The 13432-nt window shown below is 62.0% G+C and carries 12 protein-coding genes; 7 read left to right on the top strand and 5 right to left on the bottom strand.

What is annotated here, in order from left to right:
• Positions 1 to 200 precede the first annotated feature (200 nt).
• From B2V90_RS06235 to B2V90_RS06220, 4 genes are all read left to right on the top strand, one after another.
• Entirely contained in the window at positions 201 to 860 is a 660-nt protein-coding gene (locus tag B2V90_RS06235) for a PepSY-associated TM helix domain-containing protein (protein WP_228222772.1), read from the top strand.
• Between the two features lie 14 nt (positions 861 to 874).
• Positions 875 to 1405, top strand: coding sequence for a DUF2271 domain-containing protein (locus B2V90_RS06230; RefSeq protein ID WP_009822176.1), 531 nt, complete (start codon positions 875 to 877; stop codon positions 1403 to 1405).
• 8 nt (positions 1406 to 1413) lie between these two features.
• A complete protein-coding gene (locus tag B2V90_RS06225) occupies positions 1414 to 2244 on the top strand; it encodes a DUF4198 domain-containing protein (RefSeq protein ID WP_414711577.1) in 831 nt (276 codons plus the stop codon).
• 110 nt (positions 2245 to 2354) lie between these two features.
• The gene (locus B2V90_RS06220) at positions 2355 to 3218 is read left to right on the top strand and encodes an FAD:protein FMN transferase (RefSeq protein ID WP_228222771.1); all 864 of its coding nucleotides are present in this window, start codon (positions 2355 to 2357) and stop codon (positions 3216 to 3218) included.
• A gap of 11 nt (positions 3219 to 3229) precedes the next feature.
• On the opposite strand, the gene B2V90_RS06215 is transcribed toward B2V90_RS06220, so the two are convergent.
• Complete coding sequence (locus tag B2V90_RS06215; protein WP_228222770.1) at positions 3230 to 5209, bottom strand: alpha/beta hydrolase family protein; 1980 nt, start codon at positions 5207 to 5209, stop codon at positions 3230 to 3232.
• Positions 5210 to 5343: 134 nt separating this feature from the next.
• On the opposite strand from B2V90_RS06215, the gene B2V90_RS06210 reads away from it, so the two are divergent.
• Positions 5344 to 7026, top strand: a complete 1683-nt coding sequence (locus B2V90_RS06210; protein WP_228222769.1) for a M28 family peptidase — start codon at positions 5344 to 5346, stop codon at positions 7024 to 7026.
• A 15-nt stretch (positions 7027 to 7041) separates the two neighbouring features.
• Here B2V90_RS06210 and B2V90_RS06205 read toward each other — a convergent pair whose 3' ends face one another.
• Entirely contained in the window at positions 7042 to 7503 is a 462-nt protein-coding gene (locus B2V90_RS06205) for a DUF6265 family protein (protein WP_228222768.1), read from the bottom strand.
• A 99-nt stretch (positions 7504 to 7602) separates the two neighbouring features.
• Between B2V90_RS06205 and B2V90_RS06200 the strand changes: the two genes are divergently transcribed.
• On the top strand, positions 7603 to 8589 hold the full coding sequence (locus B2V90_RS06200) for an agmatine deiminase family protein (protein WP_228222767.1): 987 nt from the start codon (positions 7603 to 7605) through the stop codon (positions 8587 to 8589).
• A 16-nt stretch (positions 8590 to 8605) separates the two neighbouring features.
• The gene (gene aguB, locus B2V90_RS06195) at positions 8606 to 9454 is read left to right on the top strand and encodes an N-carbamoylputrescine amidase (RefSeq protein WP_228222766.1); all 849 of its coding nucleotides are present in this window, start codon (positions 8606 to 8608) and stop codon (positions 9452 to 9454) included.
• A gap of 12 nt (positions 9455 to 9466) precedes the next feature.
• Here aguB and B2V90_RS06190 read toward each other — a convergent pair whose 3' ends face one another.
• The 3 genes from B2V90_RS06190 to B2V90_RS06180 all read right to left on the bottom strand — a co-directional run bounded on the left by B2V90_RS06190 (position 9467) and on the right by B2V90_RS06180 (position 13377).
• The gene (locus tag B2V90_RS06190) at positions 9467 to 10150 is read right to left on the bottom strand and encodes a Fe2+-dependent dioxygenase (protein WP_009822185.1); all 684 of its coding nucleotides are present in this window, start codon (positions 10148 to 10150) and stop codon (positions 9467 to 9469) included.
• A gap of 18 nt (positions 10151 to 10168) precedes the next feature.
• Entirely contained in the window at positions 10169 to 10936 is a 768-nt protein-coding gene (locus tag B2V90_RS06185; protein ID WP_228222765.1) for an energy transducer TonB, read from the bottom strand.
• A gap of 137 nt (positions 10937 to 11073) precedes the next feature.
• On the bottom strand, positions 11074 to 13377 hold the full coding sequence (locus B2V90_RS06180) for a TonB-dependent receptor (protein ID WP_228222764.1): 2304 nt from the start codon (positions 13375 to 13377) through the stop codon (positions 11074 to 11076).
• Positions 13378 to 13432 lie beyond the last annotated feature (55 nt).

The following is a 13432-nucleotide window of genomic DNA, read 5'->3' as shown; positions in this document are numbered from 1 at the left end:
TGGGGCTGGGACAGCGCTTACGCTAGACCGGCAACGTCATAACGTCAAGAAAACGACTTGGTGCGACGCGGTGGATCATCGGCTTTCCACGGCGCGATGAGCGGCATTTCCCGCTATGACGTTCCTGCCGGCGAGAATCCGTTGCAACTGCGAGTCGTTCGCGTTATTGCGACGGTGTTGATACGGGGCGACTTATCTCGATGCATGGCACTTCCCACACCCCAAGCAGAGGCAAAGGGGAAAAGACCAGACGCGGCGCCAAGGCCTTCTGGATGAAGCAACTGCACAGCTGGCATTGGATCAGTTCGGCCGTCAGCCTGATCGGGCTCTTGTTGTTCGCCTTCACCGGCATCACTCTCAACCACGCCGCCGACGTCGAAGGCGCGCCCACTATTGTTGAGCGAAGCGGCACCCTGCCCGCCCCCTTGCTGGCGCAGATCGCCGTCAGTGACGCGCCGGACGCCAAAAAGCCGTTGCCCGACGGTGTGCGGCTCTGGCTGGATGAGGAAATGGGCCAAAGCGGCGGGGCCGATGCCGAATGGTCGGCGGACGAAGTCTACCTGGCCTTGCCTCGCCCCGGTGGCGACGGCTGGGTCGCAATCGACCGCCATAGCGGCAAGGTGACAAGCGAAAGCACGAGCCGCGGCTGGATCAGTTACCTCAATGACCTCCACAAGGGCCGCAACGCGGGATCGGCGTGGAAATGGTTTATCGATATTTTTGCTGTGGCCTGCTTCCTGTTCGCGCTCACCGGACTGCTGCTGCTGCAACTCCATGCGCGCAGGCGTCCCAGCACATGGCCGCTGGTGGCTGCCGGCCTCGCCATCCCGGCCATCGTCGCCATCATCTTCATTCATTGAAGGGATCATCACCCATGCAGCTTCGTCACTCCTTGCTTTTGACCGGTGCGGCCGCCGGGGCGGCCAGTGCCGCCGCTTTGCCCGCCCACGCTCAAACGCTGACCATGTCCATCACCATCCCGCGCCTCACCGTCGCCGAATATCACCGACCCTATGTCGCCGTGTGGATCGAAAAGCAGGGCGCTACACCACGCACCCTGTCGGTCTGGTATGATTATGACATGCGCAATGGCGAAGGCGCCAAATGGCTGCGCGATGTGCGGCAATGGTGGCGGGCCTCGGGTCGAACGATGACGTTCCCGGCCGATGGCGTGACTGGCGCGACTCGGGCGCCTGGCGAACAGAAGCTCGCCTTCACTTCGGGCAAGGGGCCGCTCGGGTCTCTGACACCCGGCAATTACACGATGATCGTTGAAGCGGCGCGTGAAGTGGGCGGACGTGAAGTGCTGCGCCTGCCTTTCGCCTGGCCGCCAAAGCCCGGGACGACCGTCCGGGCAAAGGGCGCAAGCGAACTGGGTGCCATCACATTGACATTCGGCAAATGAAGGGGGCGATGATGAAAAGGACTTTATGGACCGCAGCAATTGCTGCGTTGCTGCTGACACCGGGCCTGGCGCAGGCGCATCGCCAATGGATGCTGCCTTCGGCGACATCGCTTTCTGGCACGGAAAGCTGGGTCACGGTCGATGCCGCCATTTCCAACGACCTGTTCTATTTCGAGCATTTCCCGCTACCGATAGATGGCATCGTAATTACCGAGCCGGATGGTGCCGCGGGGACGATCGAAAACGGCGCCAAGGGCCGCTACCGCTCGACGTTCGACGTCCATTTGACCAAGCCTGGAACCTACCGCATCGCCTCGGTGGCGAACCGCCTGATGGGCAGCTATATGCTGAACGGGAAGCGGGAACGCTTGCCCCGTGGCATCACCAGGGACAAGCTGGCCAGTGCTCTTCCCGCAGGCGCGACCGACGTGCAGGCCAATGAGTCCATCAACCGCAACGAAATTTTCGTGACCTTGGGTGCGCCCACCACCAATCTGTTCAGGCCGAAGGGCGACGGCATCGAAATGGTGCCGGTCACGCATCCCAATGATCTTGTTGCGGGCGAAGCGGCGACCTTTCAGTTCCTGCTAGACGGGAAGCCGGCATCGGGCCTGAGCGTCACAGTGATCCCTGGCGGCATTCGCTACCGCGACAGCCTGGGGCAGATGGACCTGACCGCCGACCAGGACGGCAAGATTGCCGTTACCTGGCCGGAACCTGGCATGTTCTGGCTGAATGCCACTGTGGGCGGCCGGCGCGAAGGCGCTGGCGAAGCCGATGCACCGCCAAGCCAGCGGCGGGCCTCCTACGTTACGACGCTTGAGGTGCAGGCGCCCTGACCGTCACTGTCACGACCGCCCCTCGCATTGCGATCGCGCCAGGCCTGTCGCCCGAAATTTTCGGCGGCAGGCAAAGGCTGGGTGCGATCACGGGGTTTACCGGCCCGACGATGGGCACGACATGGTCCGCATCGATCGTCGATCCGCCGGCAGATGCGGAGATGACCATCAGGACGAAGCTGAACATGGTCATCGCCCAGATGAGCAATTGGGACGCAGATTCGGTCATCAGCCGCTTCAACCGGCAGCCGATCGGCGCCTGGATGACCTTGCCTGTCGAAATGATGACAGTGCTTCGCACCGGAATGGACATTTCGCGATTGTCGGGCGGCGCGTTCGATCCCGCCCTTGGCCAACTGGTCGGTCAATGTGGCTTCGGCCCGCACGTCGCCGACGAAGCCCCCGCATGCGGTAGCGCCGCCACTTCTGTTGAAGTGGGCGATCATGGCGCTCGCCGCCTTGCCGATGTGGCGCTGGATTTTTCGGGCATCGCCAAGGGCTTTGCCGTCGATGCCGTGGCCGACGCCCTGCGAGTACTGGGGGCAGCCAATTTCCTGATCGAGATTGGCGGCGAATTGCGGGGGGCAGGCGTCAAGCCGGATATCCAGCCATGGTGGGTGGATATGGAAACGCCACCCGGCATGGCATTGCCACCGATGCGCGTGGCCCTGAGCGGACTGGCGATCGCCACATCAGGCGACTATCGGCGTTTTCATATGGTCGCGGGCAAGCGACTGTCCCACAGCATCGACCCAGGGACAGGCGCGCCGATCCAAAATGGCGTCGCTTGCGTCACCGTGCTGCACGACAGCGCCATGATGGCGGACGCCTGGGCCACGGCGATCACTGTCGCCGGCCCCGGAAAAGGTCTGAGCCTCGCGCGCGAACATGGCCTCGCCGCCCGTATGATCGTGCGCACCGATAACGGACCGCGCGAACATCTGACCCCGGCGCTTGAAATGATGCTGGCGTAGAAAAACAGGCGCTATTTTCCAGCGGCCATCAGGAAATCTGCGCTCCTCTGCAACATGTCCGCGCGCGCATCGCTGTCCATCAGGCTGTGAGTCAATCCGTCATAGGTGATCAACTGGCTGCGCTTGCCGGCTCCCTGCAATTTGGCTTGCATGATCCGCGCCTGGCTTATGTCGACATTGCTGTCGTCGGTGCCGTGGAACATCAGCACCGGTGCGCGAAATGCGGCGGCATGATTGGACGGGGACGCCTCTGCAGCCTCCGGCCCGGTTCCCATGCGCTGCTGTTGCAGCAGATAGTCGGCGCTATATTGGCTGCGCCGCATCCGATCGGCAAAATCCGTCACCGGCGCGATCGCCACCACTGCCTTGAACAGCGCAGGATCGACCGCCTGCGCCTGCAATGCTGCGTACCCGCCATAAGACCAGCCCGCGATCGTCAGCTTATCGGGGTTAGCGATGCCCTGCGCCACCAGCCAGCGCCCGGCATCGACAACGTCACTGATTGCGGTCCGCCACGAACGATAGCCGTTGCGCATCAGCCATGCCTCGCCAAAGCCAGCCGAGCCGCGAAACTGCGGTTGCAGCACGGCGAAACCGCGTGCCGCATAATATTGGACCATCCAGTCGAAACCCCATTCGTCCCGCGCTTCCGGGCCGCCATGGGGCAGGACGATAGCCGGCAGGCCCTTTGCCGTCTCTTTGCCGGGCGGAAGCGTGAGATAGGCCGGGATCATCGTGCCGTCGCCCGCCTGATACTGGATCGACTGCATGACGGCGAGCGTGCGTCCGGCAAGTTCTGGGCGATCAGGCATGACCGGAGACAATTTTCGCGCTGCGCGATCGAACAGATAATATTGCCCGGGATCGACATCGCTGCCAGCCCAGATCAGGACGCGGTTGCCGTCGCTGCTCATGTCGCTGATGTTGATGGCCTTGCCGCCCAATGCCTTGCCCAGCGACGACACCAGCGCGTTTGCCTGTTCGTCGAAATAGACTGCCTGGCGATGGTCGGTGACGTAGCTGGCGCCGACTACGCGCCGGTCGCGACCCACCCGGATTAGCGCGCTCACATCCACGTCCGGGCGCGAGAATATGACCGTCTTGGCAAGACTTGGGTCCAGCGCGACCGTGACCAACGCATCGCGACCATTCATCTTTTCAAACCCATAAGCGACGTTCTTTGTCGGATCGACGGCAACCGGGTAGAAACCGCTATTGTCCCGCGTATCGTATAGGGACAAATTGCTCCATCCCGACTTTCCCACCGGCCGATAGAGAAATTTATAGGTGCCTTTGGCATAACCGGACGTGCGGTTTTCCTGAAGCGCCATGATGCGGACCTGGCCCTGCCCGTCAGAGACGTAATCGACCGCCAGTTTATCAGGAGATTCGATCCGCTTGGCCGAGCCACTGCGGGTGTCGATCCGGTCAACGCCCAACCCTTCCAGCTTCTTTTCAATGAGGCTGCCAGCCGTGGCTTCGGGCACATAGGATCGTGTCATGAGAACGGCGTCCTCATCGCCGGGCAGCAGATCGATCACATCGCCGCCCCTGAAATCATAGCTCAGCGCATTCGCACCGCGCCGCTGGCTCAGCAATTTGGTGTCTGCACCATTGGCGCTGACGGAAAAGACATTGGAAGAGCCATAGACATCATCGCCATAGCGTTGCTCGCCAAATATCTGGCAGGCAAGACGGTCGGCCGATACCCAGTCACAGCGCTGGAGATATTCGGGCCGACCGCTGGTCGAGGCAACGACCTTTATGTCAGCGCCTTCGCGCGCCTCAAGAACATAGGCGCGACTTGTCCGTCCGGGTCCCGAAGCGATCAGCGCGATCGTTCGGCCATCAGGCGACAGGCTGGCCGACGAAATGGTTTCACGCGCCCCAAAGGCCTTGGCCAAGGCATCGGGTTGCCCCTGCGCCAAAGCCGTGGCAGCCGATCCCGCCAACCAGAGCGCGATGCACGCAGCTTTCGCGATTCCCCTCATCTCCAATATTCCCCCACAAAATCCCCTCGATTCCGGTGGCTAAGCCAAGGCGGACATATTGGCAACGGCTTGCTTGCTCTCCCCGCTGCCCAGTGGCATCACCCCTTTACCGATAAGAAAAAGGGGACATAGTCATGCGCAGTTCCATTCTGGCGATCGCCGCCATATTGGCTCTTCCGGCCTGCACCACCATGTCCGACGCGCCGCCAGAAAGCGCGTCGGCTCAGCCTGCTGCTTCCGGCGTGACACCATCCATCGACACGATGAAACGGCTGGTGCAGCTATTGTCCTCGGACGCCTATGAAGGCCGCGCGCCCGGATCGGCCGGGGAGGAGAAGACGCTGGCGCTGCTGTCGTCGGAATTTGCCAGGCTGGGGCTCAAGCCCGGTAACAATGGCAGCTGGTTCCAGGATGTCCCGCTGGTCGAAATCACCGCAAAAAATGTGTCTCCGCTGCGCTTTAGCGGTGGAAAAGCTCCCGTCACCGCCGCCTATGGCCCGGAAATGGTGATCGGCACCTATCGCACGGCCCAGCCGCATATCGCGGTGAAGGACAGCCCGGTCGTGTTCGTGGGTTATGGCATCAACGCGCCCGAAAAGGGCTGGAACGATTATGCCGGCGTCGATGTGAAGGGCAAGACGGTCATCATCCTGGTCAATGATCCCGACTATGAGACAAGCGGCCTTGAGGGCATCTTCAACGGCAGGGCCATGACCTATTATGGCCGCTGGACCTATAAATATGAGGAAGCGGCCCGACAGGGCGCCGCCGCCGCGATCATCGTGCACGACACGGTGCCTGCCGCCTATGGCTGGAACGTCGTTCAGTCCAGTTGGACCGGTGCGCAGCATGTCGCCGACAGCGCCAATGGCAATGCCGACCAGTCCGCCGCGATCGGCTGGATCCAGAAGGACAAGGCGCAGGCGCTGTTCGCCAGCGCGGGCATGGATCTGGACGCGCAGATGCGTGCCGCCAAGCAGCCCGGATTCAAGGCAGTGCCGCTGGCGGGCGTCAAGGCGAACGTCTCCTTCGACAATGACCTGCGCAAGCATAGCTCGAAGAATGTCGTTGCCCTGCTGCCCGGCAAGACGCGCCCGGACGAATATGTCCTCTACAGCGCCCATTGGGATCATCTGGGCCGATGCCAGGCCGCGCCCGACGGCGACGACATCTGCAACGGCGCGGTCGACAACGCCACCGGCACGGCTGCGCTCGTCGCCCTGGCGGAAGCGAATGTGAAGGCTGGGCCGACCGACCGGAGCCAGGTCTTCCTGGCGGTGACGGCGGAGGAATCGGGGCTGCTGGGGTCGGCTTATTATGGCGAAAACCCGGTCTTCCCCTTTTCCAGGACCGTCGGCGGCGTAAACATGGACGCGCTCAGTGTCGCCGGTCTGGCAAAGAATGTCGTCGTAATTGGCAAGGGCAAGTCGCAGCTAGACGCCTATCTGGACCGCGCTCTGGCCGCGCAGGGCCGGGTCGCGACGGTGGAGCCGACGCCGGAGAAGGGCTATTATTATCGCTCGGACCATTTCAGCTTCGCCAAGCATGGTCTGCCGATGCTCTATTTTGAAGGCGGCGAGGATCTGGTGAATGGCGGCACCGCCGCCGGCATGGCGGCGGCCGAGGATTATACCAAGAACCGCTATCATGGCCCCAAGGACGAATATGATCCCAATTGGGACTGGAGCGGTGTCGCGGCTGACCTCAAACTTTATTATGACGTGGGTCGCGCGCTCGCCGAAACGACCGACTGGCCCAATTGGGTCGAGGGCGATGAGTTTCGCGCCATCCGCGACAAGGATCGCGCCGGTCAATAAGCCAGAGGAGAGGACCTATTTCCCGGCCGGGGAATAGGTCCAACTCTGGGTTTGCGATCCATCCATGCGCGACGTTTCCGCCATCAACAGCCGTCCTTCGCGCCAATAGCGGATGCGTTGCGGATACTCATGATCGGGGTTGGCGAAACTGATGTCGCGCACCCCCTGCTCGGCCTGCTTGAATGGCGTCGCCGGTCCACCATCGGGCGCGGCATAGAGCATCACATCGCCCGCCCCATCGCGGACGATGCGGATGACCTCCCAGCCCAACAGGCTTTCGCCGCGCCCGTTGCGGCCAACGCCGATCATCGTGCCGCCGCGCGGCAGCGTCCACACTTCTTCCGCCCAGCGATCGCCGCGCTGCTGGACCCATTCGCCAGTCAGCCATTCGGGCAGTTCGTCCGCCCATGCCTTGCCCGACAGCGAAAGCGACAGCAGCAAGGCCATCGCCACTGTCGGGATACCCGCCTTCATCATCGCAACCCTCTGTCCAGATCCGTGATCGCGCGTTATGGAGCGCGCACCCTTTCCGACCCATCATGATCCGGCGCGTCAGGCCGGGCAAGGATATTGCACATGACCTTCCGCATGCCCGCCGAATGGGCGCCGCACGACTGGACGTGGATCGGCTTTCCGACCAACCCTGCCGAATGGCCCGGCGCATTCGATGGCGCACGCCAGCAGATCGCCGCCTTTGCCAACGCCCTTCATTGCGGCGGCAAGGGCGAGCAGGTGCGGCTGGTCGTCGCCCATGAAGAGGACGCAAAGGCCGCCCGCGCAATGGTCGATGCATCTGTCCGCATCGTTGTCGCGAACCTCGGCGACGTATGGCTGCGCGACACCGCGCCGATCGCCGTCCTGAACGGCACAGGCGGACGCGCGCTGGTCGATTTCGGCTTCAACGGCTGGGGCGGCAAATATCAAATGCCGGGCGATGAGGATATCGGCGCGCGGCTGGCGGCGACCACCGACCTTCCCACGTCAACACAAAATTGGGTGTTCGAAGGCGGGGCGATCGACACCGACGGCACGGGCCTGTTCGTGACGACCGAGCAATGCCTGCTCAACCCCAATCGCAATCCCGACCTCGATCGCGGGAAGATCGAAACATTGCTGGCGGGAAGCCTGGGCCTGTCGGACATGCTGTGGCTGGGCGACGGATTGCGCAACGATCATACCGACGGGCATGTCGACAATCTGGCGCGTTTCGTTGCGCCGGGCGTTCTGGCGCTTCCCGTCGCCACGACCCCGGACGATCCCAATGCCGCCATCTACGCCGACGCGCGCGCCCGCGCACAGGCTTACGGGCTGGAGGTAGTGGATGTCCCCTCGCCCGGGCTTGTGCTGGTCGATGGCGAGCCGATTCCGGCAAGCTACATGAATTTCTATATCGGAAACGCCGCTGTCATCGTGCCCATTTATGGCCAGCCCAACGACCAGGCGGCGCTCGACGCCTTCCGCGCCTTCTTTCCGGGTCGGGAGATTGTAGGATTGCGCAGCGACGCCATATTGTCGGGCGGCGGCAGCTTTCATTGCTGCAGCCAGCAGATGCCATCGCTCTGATCTATCGGGAAACAGAATGACCAAGGTTACCGTCGCCGCACTTCAGCTTTCCTTTTCCGACGACAGGGCTGACAATATCGCTCTGGTCGCCGATCATGTGCGCAAGGCGGCGATGCGCGGGGCCAAGATCATCCTGCCGCCGGAGTTGTTCGAAGGCCCCTATTTCTGCCGCGTGGAGGACGAAGCGCTGTTCGCCAACGCGCTGCCGACGGACGAGCACCCCGCCGTGCAGGACATGCGCAAGCTGGCGAAAGAGCTAGGCGTCTATATCCCCACCAGCTATTTCGAGCGCGACGGCCACCATCATTATAACTCGCTCGCCATGATCGATGATCAAGGGGAGATCATGGGCGTCTATCGCAAGAGCCATATCCCCGACGGGCCGGGCTATGAGGAGAAATATTATTTCCGGCCTGGCAACAGCGGCTTCAAGGTGTGGAAGACGCGGTACGGCACGATCGGCGTCGGCATCTGCTGGGACCAATGGTATCCCGAAACCGCACGGTGCATGGCGTTGATGGGGGCCGAAATGCTCTTCTACCCTACCGCCATCGGCTCCGAACCCTATGATGCGGACCTTGACACCAGCCGCATGTGGCGGCGGGCGATGATCGGTCATGCCGTGTCCAATTGCATGCCGGTGATCGCCGCAAATCGCATTGGTGAGGAAGACGGCCAGAGCTTCTACGGCCACAGCTTCATCAGCGACGAATGGGGCGACTATGTGTCGGAAGCGGATGCGAAGGACCATGGTGCGCTGGTCGCAACGCTCGACCTGGAACGCGCGCGCATCCATCGCGCGGGCATGGGCTTCTTTCGCGATCGCCGGCCGGACCTGTATGGCCGCATCGCGCAGGACATCTGAGCCGCGCGCGGCCTAGACGTCGGCCCAGCGCCGCAGCAGATTATGGTAGACGCCGGTCAGGCGGATAACTTCCACATGATCCTGCCCCAGCTGCGCGGCGATACCCTGGACGCTGCGATCCAGGTCGAACAGCATCTGCCGCGCCGCATCGTCGCGGATCATCGACTGGAGCCAGAAGAAACTGGCAACCCGTCGCCCGCTTGTCACCGGCTCCACACGATGGAGCGAGGATGAAGGGTAGAGGACTGCGTGCCCGGCCGGGAGCTTCACCTGCTGCACGCCAAACTGGGTTTCGATCGTCAACTCGCCACCCTCATAGGCTTCGGGCGGTTCCAGAAACACGGTAACGGACAGGTCAGACCGCACGCGAAAGCCCGTGCCGGCCTGAATGCGCACGGCATTGTCGACATGGACGCCAAAGGATTGCCCACCCGCATAGCTGTTGAACAGCGGCGGAAAGATGCGCAGCGGCAGCGCCGCCGCGATGAACAGTGGCGATTGTCCGAGTGCGTCGAGGATCATCTGGCCGGCTCGCTTCGCGGCCAGGCTGTCTTCGGGCAATTGCAGATTATGCTTGGCGAGGGCCGACTGGTGGCCGGAGGTGATGTTGCCATCGACCCAATCGGCGGCGTCGATCAAGTCGCGAATGGCGGCGACGCCGGCAGCGTCGAGTAGGTCGGGAATGGGGATGAGCATGGGCTGAAGGGCTGTCCGTCAGGCGGCGTCGGTCCGCAGGATGAAGGGGATTTCCACGACGCCACGCACGCGCACCGGTTGGCCGCTGCGCAGCACCGGCTTCCAGCGCCAGCCGCGCACCGCTTCGCTGGCAGCCTTGTCGAGCCGGGAAAAGCCGCTGCTCTGCGTAACGACCAGATTTTCAACCGCACCGTCCAGACCCAATGTCAGGGTCAAGACAACAGTGCCTTGCTCCCGCTTGCGACGGCTTTCAACCGGATAACGGGGCGGCTTGCCGGCAATCATCTGCGCGCCAAGGTCGCCCCCCTGGACTAGGCTGGGCGCCGCGACCGGCGCGGCGACGACCGGCGAAGGAGCAGGAACGGCGATCGCGACCGGTGTTGGAGATTGCGGAGGCGATACGTCCGGTGTCGTGCGTATCTGGGGTGCCGGCGGCACCGGTGTCTGCACGATCGGCGGCGGCGCGACCACTTCGGGCCGGGACGGCGGCGGGGGCGGCGCTTCCTCAGCGGGCGGCGGGGGTGGCGGACTAAGGTTGACGACAGTCAGTGACGCGTCCTGCGCCTTGGTAACATGGCTGCGAATCTGCACCAGCGCGCCAATCAGCAGGATGTGGATCAACAGGATCGTAATGATCACAGGCACATTCGGACGAGAACGGACTCCGTAGCGTTCACCGGGCACAGACCGTTGCGACATGGTCCGAACGCTGGCGACGTTCACCACTGGCTCGAAGATGATCGCCACATCGTCCGTATCGCTCGGCTCGCTTGCCGCTTGCAGCATGACAGCGCCTCCCTTTCCGTCAGCCCGCGATAGCGCGAAGACTAATGCGAATCAATTGCGGCGTTTGCAAGCCAACAAAATGGGGCGGCGGATCGAGCCAAGGCCAATTGATCCGCCGCTCGCGGCCCAAACCTACGTCAAATCTTGTAATTGAGCGTCAGGACCCAGGACCGCCCCTCCCCTGGATTGGCCCAGCCATTGTTGCGTACGCTGGTGAAATATTTCTCATTGGTGAAATTCTGGACATTGAGCTGCGCAGTCAGACTTTCCGTGACCGGATAGGAGAGCATCGCCCGATGGACCAGATAATCGTCCGTCTTGTACATCGGCGCACCAGTCGCATTGGAAAGATACCAGCTGCCCTGATAGGTCAGGCCATAGCCCAGTTGCAGCCCGAACGGCAGCGTGTAGGTCGTGAACAGACTGCCCGAATGCTTCGGATTGTTCGTCATGGGGTTGCCGGCCTGAAGATCGACCACACCCTGCGATTTCTGATAATCGGAAATGCTCTGGATTACCTTGGTGTCCAGATAGGTATAATTGGCGAAGATCGTCCAGGCGGGCGTTATGTTGCCAGTGGCGCCCAGCGTCACGCCATTGACCCGGTTGCGTCCGTCATTGACGGCCAAATCGCCGACCAACGGGTCATTGGACGTGACCCGGTAGTTGGTGCGCTCGTTACGGAACAACGCCGCGCTCAATTGCAACTGGCGGTCGAACAAATCGATCTTGCCGCCAATTTCGTAATTGACTGCCTGTTCAGGCTTGATGTTGCAGGGGTCGGTGAAGTTATTGCCTTCATCGGCAAGTCCGCAGCCCGATCGCACGGTGGTGCTCACCGGGTTCTTCGAATTGCCGTAAGCGACATACAGGCTGGCATAGTCGACAGGCTTGAACACCAGACCGACGCGGTAGGAAAAGAGGTCGTCCGTGGACTGCTGCCGCGCGCCGGAGCTATATGCGCCGCCAAGCGCCGGTGTCGCGATGCTGTCTGACCGGAAACGGGCACGATTATGCTCCCAGCGGATACCGCCATTGAGTTCGACCTGCTCCACGATCTTGACCGCTGCGAAGGCATAGGCGGCGACGTTGAACAGGTCGCCGTCATCGCGCCGGGTGCGGATCGGATTGACGGGCCCGGTATAGATGGCATCGGGATTGCTGATGTCGATCGGATCGAGCGTCGGGTTGGGCAAGGCACCGCCGACATTGCGCAGCACGTTGCCGCTGTCGAGCGTGTAATCTTCCTGCAGCGCGGACGTGCCGATCACCAGGCTATGACCACCTGAAATGACAAAGGTCAGATCAAGCTGGTTGTAGAGGGTCTGGTTCTCGGTATTGCGGAAGCCGCCCCGTGGTCCTCGAGGATAATAGGTGCCGGGCACCTGCGTATCCGAGCAGGGATCGCCATTCGCCAGCACACCGCTGGCCAGGCAATAATCGCCCTGTGGCGGATTGACGATCAGCTCCTGTTCAACCCGCTGCCAGCGCGACAGATTACGGATGGAAAAGACGTCGCTGAAGCGATGATCGAAGATCGCGGTGGCCTGATCGATCGTCTGGTCCTGCTTGTCCAGATTGCGATAGCCATAATAGCCGCTGTAGGGCACGCCAGGCAGAATACCGTCGTGAAAGGCATTTTTGTAATAGGGCACACCGTATAGCGGCGTGTTCTGATCTTCCTGATGGGTGTAGAGCAGCGTCAGCGAGGTTGGCCCTTCAAGTCCAAGCTTCACAGAGGGCGCAACGCCCCAACGTTCGTAGCGATCGACGTCGCGGCGCGGCACGTCATTTTCATGATACATGGCATTGAGCCGCACGGCCGCGAAATCGGACACGCGCACATTGCTGTCGATCGTCGCGCGATAATAGTCAGACGTGCCGATACCGCCCTGAACCAGCGTCTCATCATAGCCCTTGGGCCGCTTGGTGACGATATTGATGTTGCCGCCAATCGCTCCGGACCCGCCATAAACGGAATTGGCGCCGTTGGTGACTTCGATCTGTTCGATATTGAACGGGTCAGTGCGGCTATATTGCGCGCTGTCGCGCACCCCATCAATGCTGATATCGGTATTGGCACTCTGACCGCGCAGATTGATATTGTCACCATAGCCGCCGCCGCCTTCACCCGCGCCGAAGGTGATGCCGGGGATCGTCGACAAAACATCGCGCAGGGTCAGCAAATTCTGCTTCTGGATGGTTTGGTTGCCAACGATGGTAATCGTCTGCGGCATGTCCAGCAGCGGGCGCACATATTTGGGTGATTCCGGCTTGTCGACCTTGATCGCAGGCTCGTCGATAGCGGTGTCGGTGACAGTCATTCCGCCCAGTTTGCGGGCGGTTTCATCCCCCTGCGCCTGCGCCTGCGCGGCACCGGAAAAGGCCAGAGCGCCGACGCAGCCGAGCGCAAGAAAAGAGGTGGATGCGATTTTGGACATGGATAGTCTCCCCCATATTGTCGAGGAGGCTGCTATTGCGAATCGTTCTTATAGT

Origin of the sequence: Sphingobium sp. UBA5915 (genome assembly GCF_002431195.1) — a bacterium.
GTDB classification, from domain to species: Bacteria; Pseudomonadota; Alphaproteobacteria; order Sphingomonadales; family Sphingomonadaceae; genus Sphingobium; species Sphingobium soli.
This window is presented reverse-complemented; position numbering and strand designations above follow the sequence as displayed.